Below are 18,763 nucleotides of genomic sequence, written 5' to 3'. Positions count from 1 at the left end.
CCACGAGGAGGGGAGGACCGCCCACTCCCCCGAGGCCTCACGGCCGAATGCGGATGATCGTCTTCCCTTTGCGTCGCTCGGTCGGATTGAGGGCGGCGACGGCATCGTCGAGGGTCGAGACGTTGTCGATGTTCGTCCGCAGCCGTCCGTCCTGCACCCGCCGGACGATCTCACCCAGTTGGGCACGATCGGACTCGACGACGAAGTCGATCGCCAGGCCGTCGGCGGGCCTTGCCTCCGGCGGCCCGACGATGGACACCAGCGTTCCTCCGGACCGAATCAGCCCTGCGGACCGCTTCCCGATGTCGCCGCCGATGCCATCGAACACCAGATCGACGCCGCCGACCTCTTCCAGGGCGTCGTTCTCAAGGTCGACGAACTCCTTCGCTCCGAAGTCGAGCACCGTCTGACGGTCGGCAGCGCGCCCGGTGCCGATGACATACGCACCGAACTCACGTGCGAGCTGCGCCACCATCGACCCGACTGCACCGGCCGCACCGTGCACGAGCACGCTCTGCCCCGCCCGGAGGCTGCCATGCTCGAACAATCCCTGCCACGCAGTCAGGCCCGAGATCGGCAGGCTCGCGCCCACCGTGAAGTCGACATCGCCCGGCAGCGGCGCGAGGTTGCGTGCCTCGACGGCCGCGTACTCGGCCAGAGTGCCGTCGCGATACCAGTCCGTGATGCCGAACACCCGCTGCCCCACCGACAGTCCCGACGTGCCGTAGCCGAGGGTGGTGACCACTCCAGCCAGCTCGTGCCCAGGGATCGACGGTGTCCGGTCACAGTCGAGGCGGTCGGTCCAGGTCGAGGGCCACGCCATCTCAGTCGGGACGAATCCCGACGCATGAATCTGAACGACGACATCGTTTATCGCCGCCTGCGGCTCGGGCCGCTCCACCAGCGTCATACCGGCCGTTCCCGCAGCCTGGTCCGTCACCACGATCGCTTTCATGGGAATGCCTCCTCGGCCATTCGCCTGTTTGGTGGAAATGTTTCAGGGATGGAAAGTCGTTCGACATCACCTCGGCGGGGCCGATAGGACGCGGCCGACGATCTGGACAGCGCCGGCCGGACTGCTATTCGCTCGTCGTCATGTCTCCGACCTTAGGAGCGGAGCAGCCCAAGAGTATGGTCCATTTTCATGCAGAAACCTTGGGCCACTCTGGGGTTCGGGTTCGACCTGCATGTCGAGCCTACCGGGCCGGGCCTGCGCAAAGGGCTGACGAAGGCGCTGCGGGAAGCGTCCGCTCCGGGCGGCCGGCGCCCGGCACCCGGCTGCCCTCCTCCCGTACGCTCGCCGCCGACCTGGGTGAGGGCCTTCTTCAGCCGCTCACCAACCTGCCGGGCTTCTCAGCGGCTATGACACAGGCGGCGGAGGCCGCATCGGGAGCGATGTCGCCCAGCGCCGTCTTGGCGGAGGCCTCGTCATTGACGCGGCGGCAGACGCGCCCGGTGAGCTGAGCGCGGAGCATGGTCGCGCCCTTTCCCAGCTCGGCGCCGAAACGCTGCCCGCACACCTCCAGGTAGATGCCGGCCGCGCGGCCGAGTTGTGCGAGCCGGATGAGCTGGGTGACCATCTCGTCCCGTCGCTCTTCCTCCTCCCGCGTGGCGACGAGGAAGAGCTCGGCCACCTCATCGATGAACAGGGCGATGGGTGCCGGGCGTTCGCCCTCCGGCAGATCCCAGATGTCCGACGTGATCAGCTCATCCGGTGCGCCGGGCGCGACGCCCTGTCGGGCCTTGATCAGGTCGTATCGGTCCTCCATCTCCATCACGAGCACGAGCACGGGCACGGGCACGGGCACGGGCACGGGCACGGGCACGGGCAGCAGTTCGACCGCCTGGTCCGGGGCGGTCGCCTTCGTCGAAAGCCGGGCGGCAAAGGGCGTCAGTTCGACACCCCGCTTGCAGTCGATGCCGACCATGGCGACGGATTGTGGGGCGAGCCCGGTGATCAGGTGGCGCGGGAACATGGACTTGCCGGGCAGCGTGGCACCGAGGACGAGTTCGTGCGGCACGGTCCGGTAGTCGCGGATGAAGGCGGTCGCGTCCTCCCGAAGGGCCACCGGCACCTGGAGAAGCCGCCTTCGGTCCGGCGAGGCGTCCGCACCTTCCGCAGGACGTCAAAGCCGACGAGCCGGAGTTCGACAACGCCGGGCCGATGTCCCGCACGTACACGGCGTGGACGCCCCAAGCGTGCCGGAGTCGTTCAGCCGAGGCCGCCGCCAGGCCCCGGCGGGCGGGACGGGGCGGACCTCACGACGAGTGGTCGCCTTGATGGCAGGCGCCCGCCACCGGGACGGTGCGACGGTCAGGCCGCAGGTGTGCGGTCGTATGTCGGAGTCTGTGGACGGGGCGATGGCCGGATCTTGGAGCGTCGCCGCAGGTGACGTCCGGGATGGGTGAGGGCCGGTGCCAATGCCGGGCGAGCCCGCCCGGTGCGTATCGTCGCGCCGCGGGGTCGCCTCCGGGCGCTTGTGAGGGCAGCCGGCATCTGCTGAGGGGTACACCGGGCCTAGCCGCCTACCTTCCCGGAAGCTTCCTGTCCCGCCTGGCCGTCGGTGGGAGCGACGGGGCGCCTCCTACTTGTCGAGGGCGTCTAGTTGGCGATGGAGGAGATTCAGTGCCCCGCTGCGGTCGGGGGTCGCGGGGGTGAAGTAGTGGAGGTAGACGAACAGGTTCTTGTGGACGCTGATCAGTTTGACACCGGCGTTGCCGAGGTTGTCGAGGGTGCTGGTGACGGAGCCGGTGGCGTGGTCCGCGGGGTCCGCGAAGGTGTGCTGGTGCGGCGTGCCGCTGGTCTGCCAGGTATGTGCCATCGACTTGTACATGCTCTCGGCGCCGGTGGGTGCGGCGAACCGAACGAGGAAGATGTCGGTCTGGCTTCCGTCGTTACTGATCCAGCCCTGCCGCGCAGCCGCGACGAAGCGTCGGCGTACGAGCACGGCCTTCGCCCGCGAGACGGCGTCCGGCTTGAAGAGCCCATGGGCAAAGCCGTCCAGGTCCAGCGCGCCGTTGCGGTCGGTCCAGGCATGCGCGCCTGCCGGTACCGGCAGGATGGTGACGAGGAGCTGTGCTCCCGCGCCAGACGCAGGTGAGCCTCCGGTGGAGGAGGGGGTCGCGGGGACCGGCGGAGATGAAGTCGCCGAGCCCGTGGCCGCCGGCGAGGGCTGGATGCGTGGCGTTGAGCAGCCGGCCAGCACTGCTGTCAGAAAGGTTGCGGCGAGGACCTCGGCGTATCGTCTCGGTATGTGCACGGCGGGATCATGGCCGATCCCACGATCTTGCGTCCACTGTCTTTTCGGGTGCGGGCGGGCTCCTGGACGAGGGCTGCTTGAACCGGGTGACGAGGGACGGTTCGGCGTGGGGGTGCTTCAGTTCAATGATCTTGGTCCGTGGTCCGTGCGGAGCAGGCGTGTCCGTCGCTGGCCAGGCCCATGACGTTCAGTACGGGGTCCTCGTCCTCGGGGATCTCGAAGGTGAAGTTCGCTCCTGTCGGGATCGCCACCAGCGAGCACTGGGCGCCGAAGGTCAGCGGAGGATACGGCGCCCAGGAACAGCCGGCCTTGTCCGAGGCGGAGACGACGTCCGGGTGCTTGATCCCTGCCGGGGAGGTGCCCCTCCCCCGACAACCGACGCACGGAGTTCGACGACGTCACGCCAGGTCTGGATGCAGATACGGCTCGGGCGGACCGTATTCAGGGTCTGTTGCGGGGTTCGCCGACGAAGCTGCTCCCTCAAGCGGTCCGCTTGCGCGACGCGGTCTTCTTCGCTGCCGTCTCCTTCGCTGCTGTCTTCTTCGCCCCCTGAGCCGTCTTGGCCGTCGTGCTCTTCTTCGCCCCCTGAGCCGTCCTGGCAGTCGCCTTTGACGTCGTCTTGGACGTCGCCTTCGACGTCGACTTGCGGGCCGGTTCGGGCTTCTTCGCGGTGGCTGCCTTCTTCGCCGTGGACGTGGACTTCTTGCCGCCCGCCGCCTTGGGTGCGGCTCTCCTCGGCAGGGGTCTGACCTCGGCCTCGCCCGCGGCGGGTGCCTCGCCGCGCGACTCACGGGCCGCGCGCACGCTGTTCTCCAGCGCGGCCATCAGGTCCAGCACCTTGCCCCCGGCGGCCGGTGCCGGGGCTTCCGGTGGCGCCTCGCCGGCGGCCTTCGCGGCGATGACCTCCTCCAGGGCCGCCCGGTACTCGTCGTGGAGGTCTTCCAGGTCGACCTCGCCGAGGGTGTCCATCAGGGCGTCGGCGAGGTCGAGTTCCTTGTCGCGGATGGTGACATCGGTGTCGGGGGCGACGCCCTCGGGGGCGCGGACCTCGTCCGGCCAGAGCAGGCCGTGCATCGCGATGGCGTCGCCGACCACCCGGAGCATGCCGAGGCGTTCGCGGCCGCGCAGGGCGTACTTGGCGATGGCCACCTTGTTGCTGCGTTTCAGGGCCTCGCGGAGCAGGGTGTACGGCTTGGCCGCGGGGGCGCCGCCGGCTGCCAGGTAGTACGCCGCGCCCATCTGGAGCGGGTCGATCCGGTCGGCCGGTACGAAGGCCACGATGTCGATCGTGCGGGCGGTCGGGATGGGCAGGTGGGAGAGGTCGTCGTCGGTGATCGGGATGATCGTGCCGTCCGCGTCCTCGTACCCCTTGCCGATCTCGGCCTGGCTGACCTCGCGGTCCTCCAGTTCGCACACCTTGCGGTAGCGGATGCGGCCGTTGTCCTCGGTGTGGATCTGACGGAAGGAGATCGAGTGGCTCTCCGTGGCGTTCACCAGCTTGATCGGGATGCTGACGAGCCCGAAGGAGATGGCCCCGTTCCATATGGATCGCACGTGCCGCACCCTTCCTCTGCCGGATCCATCTGATCTTCCGGATCCATCGGATTCGCCGGATCCATCGGATCTGCAGGATCCGCAGGACCGCAGGACCGCAGGACCGCAGGACCGCAGGATCCACCGACTACGACGAATACGCCGGTTACACCGCTTACCCCTGTATGTCTGGGATTGTCATCGTATGACGCCTATCACAGAGGTGGAGGGGCGGCGGGTCGCGCTCAGCAACCTGGAGAAGGTGCTGTATCCGGAGACCGGCTTCACCAAGGCGGAGCTGGTGCACTACTACGCGACCAGCGCCGAGGTGCTGCTGCCGCACCTGCGCGACCGGGCCGTGTCCTTTCTGCGCTATCCGGACGGACCGGAGGGGCAGCTGTTCTTCACGAAGAACGTTCCGCCGGGTACGCCCGAGTGGGTCACCACCGCCGAGGTGCCGCGGTCCTCGGCGGACAGCCCGGCTCGGATGGTGGTGCTGCAGGATCTGGCGAGCCTCGTCTGGGCGGCGAACCTCGTCACCGAGTTCCACACCCATCAGTGGCTGGTGCAGACCCCGGACGAGGCCGACCGGCTGGTCTTCGACCTGGACCCGGGCGCGCCCGCGACGGTCGTCCACTGCTGCCAGGTGGCCCTGTGGCTGCGCGAGCGGCTCGCGGCGGACGGCATCGAGGCGTACCCGAAGACGGCCGGGTCGAAGGGGCTGCACCTGCTGGCCTCCGTCCGGGGCTCGTCCTCCGAGCGGACGAGCGAGTACGCGAAGGCGCTCGCCGTCGAGGCCGAGCGGGCGATGCCGCGGCTGGTGGTGCACCGGATGACGAAGAGCCTCAGGCCGGGGAAGGTGTTCGTCGACTGGAGCCAGAACGCGGCCCGCAAGACCACGGCCACCCCGTACACGCTGCGCGCCCGCCGGGCCCCGCTGGTGTCCGCGCCGGTGACCTGGGAGGAGGTCGCCGACTGCCGCGACCCGGCTCAGCTGGAGTTCCAGGCGGAGGACATCGCGCCGCGGCTGCAGGACCTCGGTGACCTGATGGCACCCATGCTGGACCCGGAAAGGGCGGCCCCACTCCCCTGATCCACGCCCCGGGATCCACACCCCTCCCCCGATCCACCCCCGGCCTACACCCTCCCCCACGTATTCCGGTCCCGCGCCATCCCGTGCAGCGCCTCCACGTCCGCCGGCTTCAGCACGCCGCCGAACCGGGCCAGGCCCGCCAGCTCGGTGTCCTGGAGGATCCGTACCGCGCGCGGTGGGGCGGTCACCGTCAGCTCGGCCGGGCCCGCCAGGGCCAGAACCGGGCGGACCTCGGCGGTCAGGGCGTAGGAGGCCCGGTCGGCGACGGACCGCAGCCGGCGCAGCAGCGGCTCGGTGTCGCGGCGGCCGACGGTGACCATCGGGTCGGCGATCAGGACGCGGGCCTTGCGGGCGTACAGGGCGTGTACGGCGTACAGGCCGCCGGGGCCGAGGAGCAGATGGTGGATGCGGTCGCCGCCGGGCAGGGCGATGGAGTGCAGGGTGTGCCAGCCGGCCCCCTCCAGGCCGTCCAGGGCCGTGCCGACGGTCTCCTCGGCGGCCAGGGCGCGCCGGCGCGGGTCGGGGCGCAGCCGGTGGGTGGGGCCGGGGTCGCGGTCGAGGGCGACGAGCAGGGCCTCGCCGGGGCGGTTGGGCGCCAGGTCGTCGTCGGGGTGCAGGGTCAGCCGGGCCAGTTCCGCGGGGGTCGGCACCGGCGGTGGGCCGACGGTCACCGGGCCGGTCAGGAATGGTTTCAGGGCTTGGAGTACGTCGTCCCGGCTGTCCTCGCCGAGCAGGTTGACCCGGCCCGTCTCACGGTCGTACCAGGCGACATTGCTTCCGTCCGGGCGGCAGACGTACAGCCGTTCCCGGCCGTGCCGATAGGCCGGCACCACGCGCAGTGCGCTCATGCGCCATCACCCCTCGACCATGGGAACAGGCGGGGTGCTCCTGGGGCAAGACCGGTTACCGTGGAGGGCGGCCCCGGTTGGGGGAGTTGGGGAGGCGCCGTTGCGGATCCGCGGGAAGCAGCCCGACGTACCGGCTCCGAAGAGCCCGTGGAACGAGATCGTGCCCGGCCTGTGGATGGGCGGACACGAGTTCCTGGGCCGCTCGGGACGGCCGGAGCTCGCCGTCGTACGTGATGAGTTCGATGTGGTGCAGACGCTGCTGCGGCTGCCGGGGTACGGCCCCGATCCGGGGGTCGAGCACCATGTGTGGCCGATACCGGACGGCCCGCTGGACGGGACGCAGCTCGCCGGGGTGATCCGGCTGGCCCGGGCGGCGAACGAGGCACTGGACGCCGGTCGCCGGGTGCTCGTGCGCTGTTATCACGGGTACAACCGCTCGGGTCTGGTCGTCGCGCACGCGCTGGTCCAGCGGGGGCATGCCGCGCCGGACGAGGTGATCCGGCTGATCCGGGCCCGGCGCTCGGCGTGGGCGCTGCACAACGAGTTGTTCGTGGAGTACCTGCGCGCGGGCCTGTCGACGGTGCGGCTGCTGGAGGAGCTGGCCGAGTAGCCTCTCTCCCAGCAGCACCTACCCCCCACGGGTGCAAAAAGGACTTACGTACGACTTACATAAGAATTTTTCGCGTCTACGAATAAGGTGTACGGGGTCCCGACCGACCCCGACACCCCAGGAGCACCGTGCCAGCCCGCCGTCCCGCGCGCACCGCCCTCACCGCGGCCGCCGTCGCCCTGCTGTCGGTGACGGCGGTGGGCTGCGGGGACACCGGCGAGCTGCGGGGCGCGGGCACCACCCCGGCCGCCGTCAGCCCCGCCAAGCTCTGGCCGGACCTGCGTCCGGCGTCCAGCCCGGCGTACCCCTACGACGTGGCGACCAGGAGCGTCGTCAAGGGCATCACGGTCCCCGGCGACGACATCCGCAAGGTGGACCCGGTGAAGGTGGTCGAGGCCGAGATCAAGGCGCATCCGGACGACTACGGGTCGAAGGGGGCGTACCACGCGACCGTGGACCGGCTGAAGGGCTGCCGGCCGGGCGGCGACCAGGCCCGCTGCCCGCTGCTGAAGCCGTACTACCGGGACCTCACCGGCGACGGCCGTGACGACATGACGCTGGGCTTCCGGCTCTACCCGACCAACCAGACGGGCGTGCGGGTCTACACCGTGGAGAAGCACAGGCTGGTGCAGGTGCTGTCCGACAACGACGCGATCCTCGGCGTGGAGCTGGCCGGCCGGTCACTGATCGAGCGCTCGCCGGCCGACATCTCCGGCTACGAGTACCGCACGACCTGGGTGTGGGACCCGGGGCAGCGCGCGATGGCGTTCTCCCGCGACGAGTACCTGCACACGGGTAAGGGCCGGCACGCCAAGAAGCCCTCGGCCTCGCCCTCACCGTCCGTCTCGCCGCCCGTCTCACCCCCCGCCTCCCCCTCCGCTTCCTCCTCCGCGAGCGCGCGATGAGGCTCGCACTGCCCCGCTGGGCCGGGCCGCTCGCCGTGAAGGCGGCCGCGTTCATCACGGTGATGTGCTGTGCGCTGGCCGCGCTGCTCGGCGTCCTGGTGCATGTGTCGGTGACCAACCAGACCGTCGGGCAGGCCCGCAGCAAGGCCCTGTCCCGCCTCGCGGACGCCACCGAGGCGTACGAGGCCGGGGACACGCTGCTGCCGAACGCCGGGGTGGACCCCGAGGGGCTGCCCGCGCCGCTGCGGGCCCTGGCGGCGGCCGGCGAGCGCGGCACCATGGTCTCCCAGCACGACGGACGCCCGACCATGTGGGCGGCGGGCCCGGTGGCCGGGCACCGGGCGCTCGCCGTGGCGGTCGACTATTCGCAGCAGTCCCGCACCATCAGCGGGCTCGACACCTCGATCCTGTGGTCGTCGGCGCTCGCGATCGGGGCGACGGTGCTGGTCGGTGTGTTCGCGGTGACCCGGGTGACCCGGCGGCTGCACGGCACGGCCCGGGTGGCCCGGCGGATCAGCGCGGGTGACCTGGACGCGCGGGTCGACGACCCCCGTACGAAGGATCCGTCCCGGCCGCAGGACGAGGTGGCCGCGGTGGCGGCGGCGCTGGACTCCATGGCGTCGAGCCTGCAGAGCAAACTGCTGAGCGAGCAGCGGTTCACCGCGGACGTGGCGCACGAGCTGCGCACCCCGCTGACCGGGCTGCACGCGGCGGCGGAGCTGTTGCCTCCGGGCCGGCCGACGGAGCTGGTGCGGGACCGGGTGGCGGCGCTGCGCACCCTCACCGAGGACCTGCTGGAGATCTCCCGGCTGGACACCGGGCGGGAGAAGCCGGCGGTGGACACCGAGGAGCTGGGGGCGCTGGCCCGGCGGGTGGTACGGGCCTCGGGCACCGACACGGAGGTGCGTGTCCTCGCCGACGCCCGGGTGGAGACCGACCGGCGGCGGCTGGAGCGGGTGCTGGGGAACCTGGTGGCGAACGCGCACAAGCACGGGGCGCCGCCGGTGGTTCTGACGGTGAACGGGGCCGTGGTGACCGTACGCGATCACGGGGCCGGCTATCCGGACTATCTGGTGGCTCATGGGCCGCAGCGGTTCCGTACGGAGGGTGGGGCGACCGGCCACGGGCTGGGGCTGACGATTGCCGCGGGGCAGGCGGAGGTCCTGGGGGCGCGGTTGTTCTTCGGCAACGCGGTGGACGGTGGAGCAGTCGCCACGTTGGTCCTGCCGGTGGTCGAGGGGCGGTAAAGCGCCCCACGCCACGCTGGCGCCGGCCGGCACAACACACAAGACGTCCTGTTTGGGTAGGTTCCGGGCATGACCAAGGCCGGAACCACCGTGGCGGCCAAGCAGGCTCCCGCACCCGCCGTACGCCTCCCCCGGCGTCGTGGCGTCGAACTCGCCCTGATCGTGCTGGCCGTGCTGCTGTCCGTCTACGGCTACTGCGCGGTGGGTCTGGCCCGGACCGGCACCGTCCCGCCCGGCGCCGCCGGTTACGGCGCCGGGCTCGCCGGGCTCGCGCTGTGCGCGCATCTCGCGGTGCGCATCCGGGCGCCGTACGCCGACCCGTTGTTCCTGCCGATCGGTGTGCTGCTCAACGGGCTGGGGCTGGTCCTGATCTACCGGCTGGACCGGGAGACGCCGAGCGGCCAGGCGGCCCCGGCCCAGCTGGTGTGGTCCACGCTCGGCATCGCGCTGTTCATCGGGGTCGTGCTGGTGCTGCGCGACCACCGGGTGCTCGATCGGTACGCCTACCTGTGCGTGGCCGCCGCGCTCGCACTGCTCGCGCTGCCGATCCTGTTCCCGCCGATCAACGGCGCCCGGATCTGGATCCGGATCGCCGGATTCTCCATCCAGCCCGGCGAGTTCGCGAAGGTGCTGCTCGCGGTGTTCTTCGCCGCCTATCTGGCCGCCAACCGCAACGCGCTCGCGTACACGGGCCGCCGGCTGTGGCGGCTGCAGTTCCCGACCGGGCGGGTGCTCGGGCCGATCCTGACGATCTGGCTGGTCAGCGTCGGCGTGCTGGTCCTGGAGCGGGACCTGGGTACCTCGCTGCTGTTCTTCGCGCTGTTCGTGGTGCTGCTGTACGTCGCCACCGGGCGGACCGGCTGGATCGCGGTCGGCCTGCTGCTCGCCGTCCTCGGTGCGGTGGCCGTCGGGCGGATGGAGCCGCATGTGAACCAGCGGATCGAGGACTGGCTGCATCCGTTCGCCACCATCGAGGCCGGGCAGGGACCGAACCAGCTCTCCCAGTCGCTGTTCGCCTTCGCCGCCGGCGGAATGCTCGGCACCGGGCTCGGACTCGGGCACTCCGTCCTCATCGGCTTCGCCGTCAAGTCGGACTTCATCCTGGCCACGGCGGGCGAGGAGCTGGGGCTCGCGGGGCTCGCCGCGATCTTCGTGCTGTACGCGCTGCTGGTGGAGCGCGGCTACCGGGCGGGCCTCGCCCTGCGCGAGCCCTTCGGCCGGCTGCTCGCGGTCGGGCTGGCCTCGATCCTGGCGCTCCAGGTGTTCGTGATCGCGGGCGGGGTCACCGGGCTGATTCCGCTGACCGGCATGGCGATGCCGTTCCTCGCACAGGGCGGCTCCTCGGTGGTCACCAACTGGGCGATCGTGGCGCTGCTGATCCGGGTGAGCGACTCGGCGCGCAGCCAGTACGACGGGCAGGAGGCGGCGTGAGCGACTACGGCGGCGGGCGGCCGATGGGGCGCTACATCCGGCACGCCTGCGGGTTCTGCGCGCTGCTGCTGGCGGCCCTGCTGGTGAACGCGGCCCGGGTGCAGGTGGTGCAGTCCGGGGTCTACGACGGCAACCCGGCCAACCGGCGCGCCGAGATCGCCCGTTACGGCCATCCGCGCGGCGACATCCTGGTCGGCGACCAGCCGGTCACCGGCTCCGTGGACACCGGAGAGCAGCTGCGCTACGAACGCAGCTACAAGGACGGCCCGTTGTACGCGCCGGTCACCGGCTTCTCCTCGCAGTCGTACGGCACCACGTTCCTGGAGCACGCCGGGGACGGGGTGCTCTCCGGCACGGATCCGGTGCTGGCGCCGCTGCCGCTGTGGAACGACATGACGCGCGGGCTCGCTCCGGCCGGGAACGTCGTCACCACGCTGAACCGGGCCGCGCAGCAGGCGGCGTACCGGGGGCTGGCCGGGCGCAAGGGCGCGGTGGCCGCGATCGAGCCGGCCACCGGCCGGGTCCTGGCGCTGGTGTCGAGTCCGTCGTACGACCCCGGGGTGCTGTCCGGCAACGGCAAGGCGGTGGCCTCGCAGTGGCAGCGGCTCAACCACGACCCGCAGAAGCCGATGCTCAACCGGGCGGTACGGCAGACCTATCCGCCGGGGTCGACGTTCAAGGTGGTCACCGCGGCGGCGGCGCTGGACGCGGGCCTGGTCACCGACCTGGACGCGCGCACCGACTCCCCCGACCCGTACCGGCTGCCCGGCAGCACGACCCGGCTGACCAACGAGGCCGACGGCTGCCAGGACGCCTCGCTGCGGTCGGCCTTCGAGTGGTCCTGCAACACGGTGTTCGCCAAGCTGGGCGTGGACGTCGGGGTGCAGAACATGGTGGCCACGGCGCGGGCGTTCGGGTTCGACGACCCCGGGCTGCGCATCCCCTTCTCCGTCGCGCCCAGCACCTTCGACCCGCACGTGGACCAGGCGCAGTTGGCGCTGTCCTCGATCGGGCAGTACAACACGCGGGCCACGCCCCTGCAGATGGCGATGGTCGCGGCGGCCGTCGCGGACCGCGGGCAGCTGCGGACGCCGTACCTCGTGGAGCGGACGACCCGGCACAGCGGTGAGACGGTGGCCGGGAGCGGGGCTCATCCGGTACGGCAGGTGATCAACCCTGCCACGGCCGAACAGCTCAAGGGGCTGATGGCCGACGTGGTCCAGGAGGGCACCGGCACCCGGGCGGCCATCCCCGGCGCCCTGGTCGGCGGCAAGACCGGCACCGCGCAGCACGGGGTCGGCAACTCCGGTGCTCCGTACGCCTGGTTCGTCTCCTGGGCGCAGGCCGACAACTCCATGGACCCGCAGGTGGCGGTCGCGGTGGTGGTGGAGGACGCCTCGGCGAACCGGGGCGAGATCAGCGGCGCCGGCGACGCGGCACCGATCGCGCGGGATGTGATGCGGGCGGTCCTCGGCCGGTGAGCACCGGCCGAGGGGGCCGACGGTCAGATCGGCGCGACCGCCTCGGAGCGGATCTGGACGGTCTGCCTGGCGAGCGCCGCCAGATCGACGTCCGACGGGTTCTGCGAGGCGAGCGGCCTGTCCACGAAGGCCACGGTGGCGCTGGTGTTGCCGTCGGCCCAGACGCACGCGGGGATGGTGATCTTCGTGTCCGTCTGCTCCTGGGTCACGACTTCGCAGCTGATCGTCATCTGCAGGTGGAACTCCTTGGGGGCGACCGCCAGTTCAGGGTTGCTACCGCCCTGGGCGAAGCCCTTCATCGCCTCCCGGCGGACCAGGTCGGCGTTCTTGAACCGGCCGTACATGCCCGACACCACCACGTTGCCCTTGGTGGCGTCACCGCCCAGGGCGTAGGTGCCGACGACTCCGTGGGTGTCCTTGGCGTCCCAGGCGCCGTCGGCCTCGTCCTCGATCTTCTTGCCCTCGGTGGCGGAGAGGTTCTTGGCGAGCCGGTACTTGCCGTCGAGCAGGGTCTGGGGCAGCGTGAGCTTGTTCTTCGCCTGGGGGAAGCCGCTCTCCACCGCCATCCCGATCAGGGCGAGCGCCACGACGACCGCCACGACGCCGCCGCCCACGATCCCGAGGATCAGCCCGACCCGCCGCTTCTTCGGCAGCGGGGCCATGGGCGGCGCACCCCAGCCCGGGTACGGCTGCTGGGCGTAGGGCTGCTGGGGCGGGTACGGCTGCTGCTGCGGATACGGGGAGCCGTACGGGCCGGGGGCGGCCTGCGGGGGCTGCGGGCCGTAGGGACCCGTGGCGGCCTGCGGAGACTGCTGGCCGTACGGACCCGGGTTGGCCTGCGGAGGCGGGCCGTACGGGTTCGGCGGCTGCTGGGGGCCGTTGGGGTACGGCTGGCCGTTCGGGTACGGCTGCTGCGGCGGAGGCATGGACACGTCCGCACGCTACTGCACCGGGGTGAACGGCCCGCCAGTCACCTCAGCCCCAGCCGAAAGGCGCGGGGCGCCCGAGTGTCGGGCGGAACGGTCCGCGCCGGCCCTCAGCCCCCACCACCACAGCCGCCCACCCGCCGCAGCCCTCCACCGCCTCGGCCCTGCACCCAGCGAACGAGGCGAAGCGTGCGGGGCTGGGATCGGCGGCGGGGTGCGGGACGGCTGAGGGCCGGCCGAAAGGCGCGGGGCGCCCGGGTGTCGGGCGGAACGGTCCGGGCTGGACCTCAGCCTCCACCGCCACAGCCGCCACCCGTCGCAGCCCTCCACCGCCTCAGCCCTCCGCCCGCCTCGGCCCTCCACCCAGCGAACGAGGCGGAGCATGCGGGGCTGGGATCGGCGGCGGGGTGCGGGACGGCTGAGGGCCGGCCGAAAGGCGCGGGGCGCCCGGGTGTGCCGCAGCCGCCCACCCGCCTCAACCCTCCGCCCGCCTCGGCCCTGCGCCCAGGGAACCAGGCGGAGCGTGCGGGGCCGGGGATCGGCGGCGGGGTGCGGGACGGCTGAGGGCCGGCCGAAAGGCGCGGGGCGCCCGGGTGTCGGGCGGAACGGTCCGGGCTGGACCTCAGCCTCCACCGCCACAGCCGCCACCCGCCGCAGCCCTCCACCGCCTCAGCCCTCCACCGCCTCAGCCCTCCGCCCGCCTCGGCTCTCCGCCCGCCTCGGCTCTTCGCCGCCAAGGTCCGCACTCGCCTCAGCTCTCCCCCGCGCCGGACTCGATCGCCTCCCGGACCTCCGCGATCCGCTCCCGCTCCTCGGCGGCGAAGCGCTGGGCGTCCAACTGCTCGGCGAGTTCCTCGTCCTGGGCCATCAGCAGATCCAGGTTGGCGTCGCCCATCTCGAAGACACCCATGTCCACATAGGCCTGCTGGAGCCGCTTGCCCCACAGCCCGATGTCCTTGACGCAGGGCACGATCCGGCTGAACAGCAGCTTGCGGAACAGCTGGAGGAACTCCGAGCGCTCGCTCAGCTCCTCCGCCTCGGCCTTGGGGATGCCGAAGTTCTCCAGGACCTCCACGCCCCGCAGCCGGTCACGCATCAGATAGCAGCCCTCGATGACGAACTCCTCGCGCTCGCGCAGTTCGGCGTCGGTGAGCTGCTTGTAGTAGTCCCTCAGGGCCAGCCGGCCGAAGGCCACGTGCCGGGCCTCGTCCTGCATGACGTAGGTCAGGATCTGCTTGGGCAGCGGCTTGTTGGTGGTGTCCCGGATCATCCCGAACGCGGCCAGCGCCAGCCCCTCGATGAGGACCTGCATGCCCAGATAGGGCATGTCCCAGCGGCTGTCGCGCAGGGTGTCGCCGAGCAGGGACTGGAGGTTGTCGTTGATCGGGTAGACGAGCCCGATCTTCTCGTGCAGGAACCGGCCGTAGATCTCGGCGTGCCGGGCCTCGTCCATGGTCTGGGTCGCGGAGTAGAACTTGGCGTCCAGGTCGGGCACCGACTCCACGATCCGCGCCGCGCAGATCATCGCGCCCTGCTCGCCGTGCAGGAACTGGCTGAACTGCCAGGAGGCGTAGTGCCGCCGCAGCTCCCCCTTGTCCTGCTCCGTCATCTTGTCCCAGTACTTGGTGCCGTACAGGGACATGGCCTCCTCGGGCGTGCCCAGCGCGTCGTACGGATCGACCTCCAGGTCCCAGTCGATGCGCTGCTGCCCGTCCCACTGCTTGTCCTTGCCCTTCTGGTACAGGGCGAGCAGGCGTTCGCGGCCGTCGTCGTACTCCCAGCTGAACCGGGCGGCACCGCTCGCGGGCACCTGCCAGAGGGGGTCACCGGGGTCGTTGGCGTACAGGTCATGGGTCGGCATACCCCGCAGGCTCACACGTAGACGCGAAGTCAACAAGTCATGTGCAGGGGATTGACGGGCTTGCTGACAGGCAGTCTCATAAGAGGCAGGACGACGTACCCCCCGGTAACGAGGTGAGGGAGCCATGACGACCCTGACGGAAGCGGACGCGCTGGACGGTCTGCGCGATGCGCTCGGCCTGCTCAAGGACCGGGAGCAGGTGGCCGAACGGCTGCTCGCCTCCTCCGCCAAGCACTCCTTCGACCCGGACAAGGAGCTGGACTGGGACGCGCCCTTCGAGGAGGGCAAGTGGTTCTGGCCCCCGGAGTTGGTCTCGCTGTACGACACGCCGATGTGGAAGCGGATGAGCGAGGAGCAGCGCATCCTGCTCTCCCAGCACGAGGCGGCGGCGCTGGCCTCGCTCGGCATCTGGTTCGAGATCATCCTGATGCAGCTGCTGGTCCGGCACATCTACGACAAGGCGGCGACGAGCGCGCACGTCCGCTACGCCCTCACCGAGATCGAGGACGAGTGCCGGCACTCCAAGATGTTCGCGCGCCTGATCTCGCACGGCGGCACACCCTGGTACCCGGTGAGCCGCGTCCACCAGAACCTCGGCCGCGTCTTCAAGACCATCTCCACCACGCCCGGCTCCTTCACCGCCACCCTCCTCGGCGAGGAGGTCCTGGACTGGATGCAGCGGCTGACGTTCCCGGACGAGCGGATCCAGCCCCTCATCCGCGGCGTCACCCGCATCCACGTGGTCGAGGAGGCCCGGCACGTCCGGTACGCCCGTGAGGAACTGCGGCGCCAGATGATGACGGCGCCGAAGTGGTCCCAGGAGTTCACCCGGGTCACGTCCGGCGAGTTCGCCCGGGTGTTCTCGGTCGCCTTCGTGAACCCCGACGTCTACACGAACGTGGGCCTGGACAAGCGGGAGGCCATGGCCCAGGTGAAGGCGAGCGGGCACCGGCGCGAGGTCATGCAGACGGGGGCGAAGCGGCTGACGGACTTCTTGGACGACATCGGGGTGCTGCGGGGGGTCGGGCGGCGGCTGTGGAGGTCGTCGGGGCTGCTGGCGTAGGTCCGGGCCGGGCAGGGGGTTGGCGCTGCTCGCTGTGGGGTGCCGCGCCTCGAAGCCGACGGCGCTGCGGTTCCCAAGGGGCGCGGGGCCGAATCGATGTGCGGCTCCGCCGCGTGGACGCGACCAGCCACAACGGACCGGCGGACAAAAGACGGCCCCCCGAGCGGAGCGATTAGGCTGACGGCCATGACCCCGTCCGCCGCCACCCCCGCCTACCGCCGCCTGAGCGTCGAGGAGCGGCGAAGCCAGCTCCTCGCCGCCGCCCTGAACCTCTTCGCCCACCGGGCCCCCGAGGACGTGTCGCTGGACGACGTGGCGGAGGCCGCCGGAGTCTCGCGGCCGCTGGTGTACCGGTACTTCCCGGGCGGCAAGCAGCAGCTGTACGAGGCCGCGCTGCGCTCGGCCGCCGACGAGCTCCAGCTGTGCTTCGACGAGCCCCGCGAGGGCCCCCTGCTGCCCCGCCTGTCCCGCGCCCTGGACCGCTATCTGAGCTTCGTCGACGAACACGACACCGGCTTCAGCGCGCTGCTCCAGGGCGGCAGCGTGGTGGAGACCTCGCGGACCACGGCCATCGTGGACGGGGTGCGGCGGGCCGCCGCCGAGCACATCTACAGCCACCTCGGCGTCGCCGAGCCCGGCCCCCGGCTGCGGATGACCGTCCGGACCTGGATCACGGCCGTGGAGGCGGCCTCCCTGATCTGGCTGGACGAGGACAAGCAGCCCCCGGTCGAGGAGCTGCGCGCCTGGCTGGTGGAGCAGTTCGTGGCCGTACTCACGGTCACCGCGGCCCGGGACCCGCAGACGGCCGCCCTCGTCAGCGCACTCGGCGCGGAAGGCCGACACTGAAGCCGTGAAGAGTCAGGACACCCCCTTCGAGGGCGGCCCCATGGACGGGCGGGTGCTGCCGGTCATGGTCGGGCCCACCGGGCACCCCCCGAAGACGTACCGCATCCCCGTCCCGGACCCGGACGGCGGCCCGCCCACGGTGCTCGTCTACCACCGTGTGCCGAGGGGGCACAGCAGGCGGCTGGGCCTGATCCAGGGGTGGAAGTACCAGTACGACCCCGATGACACCTCCGGCGGAAAGCTCCGGTGGCCCTGGTCGAAGCCCGCCGCCACGCCACCCGGCGAGCCGGACGACACGAAGGAGTGACAGGCCTGCGCCGAACCGCGCACGCCAGGAGCGCGTCCCCCACGGATACATCTGATTATCGCGGTGCGATAGGAGGCGACCAGCCCGCCCGCCGGGATTCCCTCCCCGCACCCGAGGTGATGACGTGTCAGGGATGCTTCTGCGCCTGGCCTGTACGACCGTGCTGGCGGCCCAGGCCGTCCTCGTGCCCGCCCCCACCGCGGCCGCCCCGGACCCGCATCGGCCCGGACCGGGCCCTCAGCGGTCGACACCCGGCCCTCAGCGGCCCGTACCGGGCCAACAGCAGTCCGTACCTGCCCAACAGCGGTCCGTGCCCCAACTGCTGACGTCCCTTCAGCAGCTGTACCGCCAGGCCGAAAAGGCCACCGAGACCTACAACGCCACCGCCGAGAAGCTGAAGCGCCAGCGCGCCGCGGTGGCCCGCCTCGACGGTGAACTCGCCCGCACCCGCCTCGCGCTGCAGGACAGCCGGACCGATGCCGGCCGGCTGGCCCGCCGGCAGTACCAGAGCACCGACGGCCTCGGCCCGTACGTCCGCGTGCTCCTCGCGCCCGATCCGCAGCACGCGCTGGACGAGGGCCATGTCATCGGTGAGCTGGTCCGCGTGCAGGCCCGTACCGTGCACCGGCTGACCGCCACGGAGAAGCAGCGGGGCATCCTGGCCCGGTTGTCCCGCACGGCCCTGGACACCCAGCTCACCCTCGCCGACCGGCAGCAGAAGCAGCGCGACGACGTGCAGAGAAGACTGGCCGATGTGGAACGCCTGCTGGCCTCCCTCACCCCGGCCCAGCTGGCCGCGGTCGCCGCGCTGGAACAGCGGGGCGTCACCGAGGCCCAGCACAAGCTCGCCACCGCGGGCTCCCTCCCCGCCAACCGCCTCCCCTCCCCCGAGGGCGCCCTCGCGGTGCGCTATGCCCTGTACCAGCTCGGCGAGCCGTACAGGTGGGGTGTGCAGGGCCCCGACGGCTACGACAGCTCGGGCCTCGCCGCCGAGGCCTGGCAATACGCGGGCAGATCCATCCCCCGCACCAGCCAGGAGCAGTGGCAGCGCCTGAAGCGGATCCCGCTCGGCGACCTCCGCCCCGGTGACCTGGTGGTGTACTTCCCGGACGCGACCCACGAGGCGATGTACGTGGGCGACGGCAAGGTCGTAGAGGCACCGAGACCCGGAGCGAACGTCCAGCTGTCACCGCTGGCGTCCCATCCGGTACTCGGCGCCGTACGACCGGACGACCAGGCCCCCGCCACCGCAACCGACTAGAAGGCTCATGAAGATCTTGGGGTTCTGGCCCCGCCGCGTGAGCGGCGGGGCCAGACTCGTTTCGTGGTGATGGGGGAATGGGCCGGGGAGA

Annotated in this window: 17 protein-coding genes and 2 pseudogenes; 11 read left to right on the top strand and 8 right to left on the bottom strand. The window is 71.4% G+C overall.

Going from position 1 to position 18,763, the window contains the following annotated elements:
- Positions 1–37: 37 nt before the first annotated feature.
- Positions 38–955 (bottom strand): NADP-dependent oxidoreductase, encoded by a 918-nt coding sequence (locus ACWCQS_RS44035; protein ID WP_451009734.1) that lies wholly within the window; start codon positions 953–955, stop codon positions 38–40.
- 189 nt (positions 956–1,144) lie between these two features.
- On the opposite strand from ACWCQS_RS44035, the pseudogene ACWCQS_RS44030 reads away from it, so the two are divergent.
- Positions 1,145–1,314, top strand: a pseudogene (locus ACWCQS_RS44030) (PLP-dependent aminotransferase family protein); the annotation flags it as partial.
- Positions 1,315–1,328: 14 nt separating this feature from the next.
- On the opposite strand, the pseudogene ACWCQS_RS44025 reads toward ACWCQS_RS44030, so the two are convergent.
- The 4 genes and pseudogenes from ACWCQS_RS44025 to ku all read right to left on the bottom strand — a co-directional run.
- Positions 1,329–2,363 (bottom strand): annotated as a pseudogene (locus ACWCQS_RS44025) (FtsK/SpoIIIE domain-containing protein); the annotation flags it as partial.
- Between the two features lie 222 nt (positions 2,364–2,585).
- Positions 2,586–3,260: a hypothetical protein gene (locus ACWCQS_RS44020; protein WP_451009733.1), complete on the bottom strand. Its 675-nt coding sequence runs from the start codon at positions 3,258–3,260 to the stop codon at positions 2,586–2,588.
- A 122-nt stretch (positions 3,261–3,382) separates the two neighbouring features.
- Positions 3,383–3,511, bottom strand: coding sequence for a hypothetical protein (locus ACWCQS_RS44015; RefSeq protein WP_451009732.1), 129 nt, complete (start codon positions 3,509–3,511; stop codon positions 3,383–3,385).
- A 229-nt stretch (positions 3,512–3,740) separates the two neighbouring features.
- Positions 3,741–4,814 carry a non-homologous end joining protein Ku gene (ku, locus tag ACWCQS_RS44010; RefSeq protein ID WP_451009731.1) on the bottom strand — a complete coding sequence of 358 codons (1,074 nt, stop codon included), beginning with the start codon at positions 4,812–4,814 and terminating at the stop codon, positions 3,741–3,743.
- A gap of 184 nt (positions 4,815–4,998) precedes the next feature.
- On the opposite strand from ku, the gene ligD reads away from it, so the two are divergent.
- Positions 4,999–5,886, top strand: a complete 888-nt coding sequence (gene ligD, locus ACWCQS_RS44005; protein WP_451009730.1) for a non-homologous end-joining DNA ligase — start codon at positions 4,999–5,001, stop codon at positions 5,884–5,886.
- A gap of 44 nt (positions 5,887–5,930) precedes the next feature.
- Here the strand turns inward: ligD and ACWCQS_RS44000 are convergent, their stop codons facing one another.
- The gene (locus ACWCQS_RS44000; protein ID WP_451009729.1) at positions 5,931–6,734 is read right to left on the bottom strand and encodes an NERD domain-containing protein; all 804 of its coding nucleotides are present in this window, start codon (positions 6,732–6,734) and stop codon (positions 5,931–5,933) included.
- Positions 6,735–6,834: 100 nt separating this feature from the next.
- On the opposite strand from ACWCQS_RS44000, the gene ACWCQS_RS43995 reads away from it, so the two are divergent.
- The 5 genes from ACWCQS_RS43995 to ACWCQS_RS43975 all read left to right on the top strand — a co-directional run bounded on the left by ACWCQS_RS43995 (position 6,835) and on the right by ACWCQS_RS43975 (position 12,408).
- Entirely contained in the window at positions 6,835–7,344 is a 510-nt protein-coding gene (locus ACWCQS_RS43995) for a protein-tyrosine phosphatase family protein (RefSeq protein WP_451009728.1), read from the top strand.
- A 128-nt stretch (positions 7,345–7,472) separates the two neighbouring features.
- Positions 7,473–8,249 carry a hypothetical protein gene (locus ACWCQS_RS43990; RefSeq protein ID WP_451009727.1) on the top strand — a complete coding sequence of 259 codons (777 nt, stop codon included), beginning with the start codon at positions 7,473–7,475 and terminating at the stop codon, positions 8,247–8,249.
- Entirely contained in the window at positions 8,246–9,496 is a 1,251-nt protein-coding gene (locus tag ACWCQS_RS43985; protein ID WP_451009726.1) for an ATP-binding protein, read from the top strand. Before ACWCQS_RS43990 ends, ACWCQS_RS43985 begins: the two co-directional genes overlap by 4 nt.
- A gap of 69 nt (positions 9,497–9,565) precedes the next feature.
- On the top strand, positions 9,566–10,927 hold the full coding sequence (locus ACWCQS_RS43980) for an FtsW/RodA/SpoVE family cell cycle protein (RefSeq protein ID WP_451009725.1): 1,362 nt from the start codon (positions 9,566–9,568) through the stop codon (positions 10,925–10,927).
- A gap of 23 nt (positions 10,928–10,950) precedes the next feature.
- Positions 10,951–12,408, top strand: coding sequence for a penicillin-binding transpeptidase domain-containing protein (locus ACWCQS_RS43975; protein ID WP_451009761.1), 1,458 nt, complete (start codon positions 10,951–10,953; stop codon positions 12,406–12,408).
- Between the two features lie 23 nt (positions 12,409–12,431).
- On the opposite strand, the gene ACWCQS_RS43970 is transcribed toward ACWCQS_RS43975, so the two are convergent.
- Together ACWCQS_RS43970 and ACWCQS_RS43965 are read right to left on the bottom strand one after the other, a co-directional pair.
- Positions 12,432–13,334 (bottom strand): hypothetical protein, encoded by a 903-nt coding sequence (locus tag ACWCQS_RS43970; RefSeq protein WP_451009760.1) that lies wholly within the window; start codon positions 13,332–13,334, stop codon positions 12,432–12,434.
- 751 nt (positions 13,335–14,085) lie between these two features.
- A complete protein-coding gene (locus ACWCQS_RS43965; protein WP_451009724.1) occupies positions 14,086–15,195 on the bottom strand; it encodes a ferritin-like domain-containing protein in 1,110 nt (369 codons plus the stop codon).
- A 124-nt stretch (positions 15,196–15,319) separates the two neighbouring features.
- Between ACWCQS_RS43965 and ACWCQS_RS43960 the strand changes: the two genes are divergently transcribed.
- From ACWCQS_RS43960 to ACWCQS_RS43945, 4 genes are all read left to right on the top strand, one after another.
- On the top strand, positions 15,320–16,258 hold the full coding sequence (locus ACWCQS_RS43960) for an AurF N-oxygenase family protein (protein ID WP_451009723.1): 939 nt from the start codon (positions 15,320–15,322) through the stop codon (positions 16,256–16,258).
- 186 nt (positions 16,259–16,444) lie between these two features.
- Positions 16,445–17,104, top strand: a complete 660-nt coding sequence (locus ACWCQS_RS43955) for a TetR/AcrR family transcriptional regulator (protein ID WP_451009722.1) — start codon at positions 16,445–16,447, stop codon at positions 17,102–17,104.
- Between the two features lie 4 nt (positions 17,105–17,108).
- Positions 17,109–17,411: a hypothetical protein gene (locus ACWCQS_RS43950; protein ID WP_451009721.1), complete on the top strand. Its 303-nt coding sequence runs from the start codon at positions 17,109–17,111 to the stop codon at positions 17,409–17,411.
- A 124-nt stretch (positions 17,412–17,535) separates the two neighbouring features.
- A complete protein-coding gene (locus ACWCQS_RS43945; RefSeq protein WP_451009720.1) occupies positions 17,536–18,672 on the top strand; it encodes an NlpC/P60 family protein in 1,137 nt (378 codons plus the stop codon).
- Positions 18,673–18,763 lie beyond the last annotated feature (91 nt).

It is taken from the genome of Streptomyces sp. NPDC002076, from assembly GCF_053593835.1.
The sequence above is the reverse complement of the archived record's forward strand: the minus strand, read 5'-3'. Positions and strand labels throughout refer to the sequence as shown.

Coding starts and splice junctions, on each gene's coding strand:
- ACWCQS_RS43960 (WP_451009723.1), top strand. CDS start 15,320: ATGACGACCCTGACGGAAGCGGACGCGCTGGACGGTCTGCGCGATGCG.
- ACWCQS_RS44035 (WP_451009734.1), bottom strand. CDS start 955: ATGAAAGCGATCGTGGTGACGGACCAGGCTGCGGGAACGGCCGGTATG.
- ACWCQS_RS44000 (WP_451009729.1), bottom strand. CDS start 6,734: ATGAGCGCACTGCGCGTGGTGCCGGCCTATCGGCACGGCCGGGAACGG.
- ACWCQS_RS43955 (WP_451009722.1), top strand. CDS start 16,445: ATGACCCCGTCCGCCGCCACCCCCGCCTACCGCCGCCTGAGCGTCGAG.
- ACWCQS_RS43965 (WP_451009724.1), bottom strand. CDS start 15,195: ATGCCGACCCATGACCTGTACGCCAACGACCCCGGTGACCCCCTCTGG.
- ligD (WP_451009730.1), top strand. CDS start 4,999: ATGACGCCTATCACAGAGGTGGAGGGGCGGCGGGTCGCGCTCAGCAAC.
- ACWCQS_RS43970 (WP_451009760.1), bottom strand. CDS start 13,334: ATGCCTCCGCCGCAGCAGCCGTACCCGAACGGCCAGCCGTACCCCAAC.
- ACWCQS_RS43985 (WP_451009726.1), top strand. CDS start 8,246: ATGAGGCTCGCACTGCCCCGCTGGGCCGGGCCGCTCGCCGTGAAGGCG.
- ACWCQS_RS43980 (WP_451009725.1), top strand. CDS start 9,566: ATGACCAAGGCCGGAACCACCGTGGCGGCCAAGCAGGCTCCCGCACCC.
- ACWCQS_RS43975 (WP_451009761.1), top strand. CDS start 10,951: ATGGGGCGCTACATCCGGCACGCCTGCGGGTTCTGCGCGCTGCTGCTG.